The 5,496-nt window shown below is 63.0% G+C and carries 5 protein-coding genes (1 of these 5 cut by a window edge); 1 reads left to right on the forward strand and 4 read right to left on the reverse strand.

Going from position 1 to position 5,496, the window contains the following annotated elements; translation table 11 throughout:
* Nucleotides 1-1,055 carry the 5' portion of an ABC transporter substrate-binding protein gene (locus B2994_RS02305; protein WP_291526785.1) on the reverse strand. Its footprint begins 271 nt before the window's first position, so the window shows 1,055 of its 1,326 coding nt (coding positions 1-1,055); it begins with the start codon at nucleotides 1,053-1,055; the stop codon falls past the left edge of the window.
* 371 nt (nucleotides 1,056-1,426) lie between these two features.
* On the opposite strand from B2994_RS02305, the gene B2994_RS02310 reads away from it, so the two are divergent.
* Nucleotides 1,427-2,665, forward strand: coding sequence for a trans-sulfuration enzyme family protein (locus B2994_RS02310; RefSeq protein WP_291526786.1), 1,239 nt, complete (start codon nucleotides 1,427-1,429; stop codon nucleotides 2,663-2,665).
* 155 nt (nucleotides 2,666-2,820) lie between these two features.
* On the opposite strand, the gene groES is transcribed toward B2994_RS02310, so the two are convergent.
* From groES to B2994_RS02325, 3 genes are all read right to left on the reverse strand, one after another.
* The gene (gene groES, locus B2994_RS02315; protein ID WP_291526787.1) at nucleotides 2,821-3,114 is read right to left on the reverse strand and encodes a co-chaperone GroES; all 294 of its coding nucleotides are present in this window, start codon (nucleotides 3,112-3,114) and stop codon (nucleotides 2,821-2,823) included.
* A gap of 253 nt (nucleotides 3,115-3,367) precedes the next feature.
* Nucleotides 3,368-4,393, reverse strand: a complete 1,026-nt coding sequence (locus B2994_RS02320; RefSeq protein WP_291526788.1) for a magnesium transporter — start codon at nucleotides 4,391-4,393, stop codon at nucleotides 3,368-3,370.
* 372 nt (nucleotides 4,394-4,765) lie between these two features.
* Nucleotides 4,766-5,452, reverse strand: a complete 687-nt coding sequence (locus tag B2994_RS02325) for a GNAT family N-acetyltransferase (protein ID WP_414630619.1) — start codon at nucleotides 5,450-5,452, stop codon at nucleotides 4,766-4,768.
* Between the last annotated feature and the right edge of the window lie 44 nt (nucleotides 5,453-5,496).

The raw sequence follows: 5,496 nt of genomic DNA on the forward strand, positions 1-5,496 counted from the left end.
GTGCCGAGGATCTTGCCGGCCTCCTCGCTGTTGACCAGATAGTCGACCAGCTTGGCGGCCTCGGCCGGATGCTCGCTCTTGGCGGAAATGGACCAGTACATGCCGGGCTTGGCGTACTCCCACTTCGAGGAGGAGCTATCGGACGGAATCGGCACCAAGGTCATGTTCTGGGTGCCGGCGGCGTTGGCGTACGGGGTCACCTGGGTGCTCTGGGTGAGCAGGATGGCGGCCTTCTGGGTGCCGAACAGCGTCTCGTTCATCGTAGCGCCGGTCTGCTCGCTCCAGACCTCCTTGTTGCCGCCGAAAGCGGTGTCGATCATGGACGTCGTGCGGTCGAACAGAGCCTGCAGCGTCTGTTCGGAGATGGCGACCTTGCCGTCCTTGAACAGGTCCTCGCCGTGCTGGCGAGCCCACAGCGTGAGCATATACCCGTTGTTGCACATGATGGTGCCCTGGATCTCTCCGTTGGATTTGGTGTAGATCTCCTTCTGGAAGGCCTCGAGATCGTCCCAGGTCCACGTATCGGTGTTGCTCGGCACCTCGATGCCCAGTTTGTCCAGCAGATCCAGATTGATGGCCAGTGCCAGGCCGGTGGTGGACTGCGGGATGGCGTACTGGATACCGTTCACCTTGCCCATGTCGGCGGTGGACTTGTCCAGCCCGTCGAACTTGAGCCATGTGTCCACCTTGCTCAGGTCAAGTAGCGATCCGTTGGAACCGTAGGACGAAAGGTACATCTCATCCATCTGGATGACGTCGGGGGCGTTGCCGCCAGCCACGGAAGTTGTAATCTTGTCCCAATAGCCGGTCCAGTCGGAGTTGGCCAGTTCGACTGTGATATTCGGATTGGCCTTCTCGAACGCCTCGATAACCTGTTCGGTGCGCTTGATGCGCGCGTCGCCGCCCCAGTAGTTCATCGTCAGGGTGACGTTGCCCTCGGATTCCTTGATTTCATTGCTCGAGGCGGCACCGCCACCGCCGCATCCAACCAGCGCCATAACCGACGCGGAAATCATAGCCGGAATCGCCATCCGCCATTGTTTCGCAGAGTTCATGCTCGTCGCCTTTCTCTCCCACGGACGGCGCACCGATGCGCGTCCGCCGCCACACACCTTCGTCTGCGGCCTGTCATCATAGGGGTTCGCCGAAGAACAGCCATCGTCTTCGACGGGAAGCGGCTCTCGTCACTGAGCAAACGGCCACTTCTTGCCAGTCACTATAGCAATGCCGCGAAGCCGTCCGGACGAGATCCTCAAGAACAGTCATTTTTATGTCGCTAATTAGCAATAATCGGCATCCGACGCCCGCACGGCGGCCCCATCACATACCAATCTTCTATAGCGCGCTCAAAAGCGCCGGAGTTCCGCCGTTTTCAGTGGATTGCGCACGGTTGCGCGACAATCGCCCGATTCGATAGGTTGGCGATATGACTTCTGATCTTGTACATTCCGGACAATCATTCGACGACAAGCCGCTCGGCTTCTCCACCCTCTCGATCCATCTGGGCAATGGAGTGGATGCGGAAACCGGGGCGATCCGCCGTCCGATCACCCTGGCCAACGCCTATGCGCTGCCCTACGACCCATCCGACATCAACTGGTCGAGCTCCGACACGAACCTTTACGCCCGCAACGGCCACCCCAACCAGCGCTACCTGGAGGCCAAACTCGCCAAGCTCGAAGGCGCCGAAGACGCCGTGGCGCTCGCCTCCGGGGTCGCGGCACTGTCGGCGACCTTCACGACGTTCCTGAACCGCGGCGACCACGCGATCTTCTCCGACACCACCTATATCGCCGCCTACCGCCTGCTCAACCAGATCCTGCCTGAAAAATACGGCATCGAGACCTCGATCGTGGACACCTCCGACCCGGCGAACGTGGCGGCGGCGCTGCGGCCCAACACCAAGCTGGTGCATATCGAGACGCCGGCCAATCCGACGCTGAAGATTTCCGACATCGCCACCATCGCCGGCATCGCCCACGACCATGGCGTCAAAACCGGCCGCGAAGTGCTGGTCAGCGTGGACAACACCTTCAACTCGCCATATAACGTCCGTCCGCTTGATCTCGGCGCGGACATCGTGATCGAGTCGCTCACCAAATACATCAACGGCCACGGCGACGCCCTCGGCGGCATGATCGCCACCACCAAGGCGCGCACCGACGAGATTCGGTTCACCGCGCAGGTCAACTTCGGCGGTGTCATCTCGCCGTTCAATGCATGGCTGATCAACCGCGGATCCGTGACGCTGCCGCTGCGCATCCGCCAGCACAACGCCTCGGCGCTGGCCATCGCCAAGCATTTGCAGACGATTCCGGCCGTGCGCTTCGTGTCGTACCCGGGCCTTGAAACGCAGGCGCATCACGATGTGGCCGTTTCGCAACTGGCGCGCAAGGACTCCGGGTTCGGCGGCGTGCTGGCCTTCGGGCTCGACACCGATCACGACGGGCATAACCGCTTCGTCTCCAAACTCAACGTGATCACCTCGGCGGTGTCGTTGGGCCATGACGAAAGCCTGATCGTGTTCCTCGGGGAGGATGACGAACGCCAGTATCTCTACCCGCCGGAGTTCCATCGCGGATTCTTCCGCCTGGCGGTCGGCCTGGAGGACACCGACGATCTGATCCGCGACATTGACAACGCGCTGAAGGAGGCCGGCTTCTAGCGGACCGGCGACGGCGGCGGAACCGGCAAGCCCGCGCCCGCGGTCACTGTTCCGCCATGGAAAAAGCCTTGGACCGCCGACGGAAATCGGCAGGTCCAAGGCTTTTTTCTAACGGTTCAGCAACCGGTGCTGCGCTGGCCGCGGCCCGCGGTCATTCAGCCGAGAATGGCGAGGATGTCGCGAGCGCCCACGATGAGGTAGTCCTCACCCTGGTAGTGCACCTCGGTGCCGCCGTACTTGGAGTACAGCACCTTGTCGCCGACCTTGACGTCGACCGGGATGCGCTCACCCTTGTCGTCGCGGCGGCCCGGGCCCACGGCCAGGACTTCGCCCTGCTGCGGCTTCTCCTTGGCGTTGTCCGGAATGTACAGACCGGAAGCGGTCTGGGTTTCGGCAGCGGCCTGCTTGATGATGACCTTGTCTTCCAACGGCGTAAGTGCGATGGACACTGTGTGCCTCCTATTGCTACAGAAAACCAATAAGTTCCCGCGCCAAGGCTTGGGCTAAGAGGCTGACGATCACTTGAACCTGAAACCCTCACGCGCTACTCGTCATGGTAGCGCGAATTTAGCACTCTGCCAACTTGAGTGCTAATGCTGTGGGTGAACATGGAAGAATCCCTTCCGGACCGGTTCCGAAACCCGTCATACAGCGACACGGGCGGCGAGCCGCGCAAAGGGCGGGCGGAGGCGGGCGGACCCCTCAGTGGCCGCGACGGGCGATCACCGCATCGACATCCACGCCCAGCGAATCGGAGGAGGCGCTCGGAGCCTCCACCTCGCCGGACAATTCGGCCTCATGGAAAGACGCCGTCCGATCCTGATCAGCCTGGTCGTCTAGCTCGGCGCCATCGCGACCGGACGACGCCTCAGGGTCCTTCGCCTCGTCCTCGACCGGCTCCGACTGAACGGATTCCGTCTGAACGGGCTCCGCCTTGGAGACCCGACGGGTGGATTTGATCTCCAGGCTTTCCGGCTCGGCCTGGACAACCGGCCTGCCCGAACGCGACGCGCCAAGACTGAAGGAAATGAGATCCTGCGACGCGGCCATTTCGAAGGCGTCCAACGCATGCGAAGGCGAGATGCGCGCCAGCTCGTTGGTGGCGTCCTCGGGCTCTGCGGCCACCGCGGCCACCTGAGCGGCATCGGCGACAACATCCTCGGCGGCGGAATCGGAAACGACTGCGGCTGCGGACGAAGCAGGATCCTCGAAAGCACGCTCGGCAGCACGCTCGGTCTTGGCGGCCCGCTGCTCGGCCCGGGCCTGATCCAACGCGGCTCGAATCTCATCGGCCGGCATAACGCCGGTGACCGAAGCGGCCTCTTCGACGGACCGGGAGGATTCGACCCGGCCGTCCGACGCGGCGCCATCCCCGTTCCCGGCGACGGCGGGCGGCACCTGAGCCACAGGCCCCACGGTCTGAGGCAAGATCTGCGCGGCACCGGCACCGCGCCTGGCCATGGCCGCCACCTCGGCCTCCCATGCGCGAGCCTGGGCGGAGGCGTGGGCGCCGAATCCAAGCACAATCACCAGCAAGGCGACGGGGATCAGCGAAAACAGCGGGCTGAACTCGAGCGCAAACGCCATCACCAGCACCACAATAGCGATCACGGCCAGCGACGACACCAGCATCTGCCTGCGGCGAATCGCGGCGCGGCGCAGCTTGCGGATATGCGCGATTCGAGCCGGAGTGAGCCTGGAAGCCTTGCGCCGCTGTTCTGCCTGCATCAATAAGCCTTTCGTAATGGGGGGTGTCGTGTCGTTGAATCGGGTGGCGCTTGACGCGTCAACGAGGTGCAGCGAGGGCGAGAATCGGTCGGCCCGATGCTCACTGGCGCGCTTCATGCCCGCCCGGGCTTTTCTCGGCGCCCAAACGAACGCCAGAAGCGCTGCGATCGCGACCAGTACAATACTGCTCAACGACTCGTAACCCATAATCCCTAACGATAGCCTCCGCACATGGGGAAATGCGAAGATCAGGTACGCGTGTCGCGCGTTGTCAGAAGCTTTTGCCCGCTCGGACCAGACCCGGCCGGCTGCCAACCGCCGGCAACCCGCATGTCAGGCCGGCGACAAGATCGGCGACAAGTCCGGCGACGATCACCTGCCGGCGCCCTCGGACGATTCGGCGGGCCGGCGCAGCCGCTCAGTCACGCTGACCGACTGGTCGCTCGCCAGCAGGCTGAAGGTCTCGTGATCGCGCCACCGTCCATTGACGTACATGTATTGACGCTTCAAGCCCTCGGGCTGCAACCCAAGCTTGGCCGCCACCCGCTTCGAACGGAAATTCTCCGGCAAAATCGCAATCTCGATGCGATGCAATCCCGGCCCCGAGGGGTCGTAAAACGCCCAATCGGCCAGCATCGCCACGGCCAGCGGGGCAAATCCGCGGCCGGCGTAGCGCTGGGACACCCAATATCCCACCATGCCGGACCGAATGGCCCCATAGCTGATCGCCCCAATGGACACCTGTCCCACCAGTTGCATCTGATATTCGATCAGAAACACGGCACCCGTGCCGCTGGCCTCATCGTCGCGCATACGACGCACCCAGGCGTTGAAGGACAACGGCTTGCCGCCACCCACCGGATTGCCTGATTCCCACGGCAGCAGCCAGTCGCGGTTCGCCCATCGCACGTCATTCCAATCCTCGGCATCGTCTTCGGTGATCGGCCGCAGCGAAATCCGCGGAAAGCCCTGCGGAGCCTCCAGCCGCTCCGGCATGGCCAACGGACGAGCGGACGAGGAAGCATGCGGCTGAAAGATATCGCGAATGGACTGGAACATTGGCACATTCCCATTGTGCCACCTTATTGCGCACCCGTATTGCG

It is taken from the genome of Bifidobacterium sp. UBA744, from assembly GCA_002298605.1.
Classification (GTDB): Bacteria; Actinomycetota; Actinomycetes; order Actinomycetales; family Bifidobacteriaceae; genus Bifidobacterium.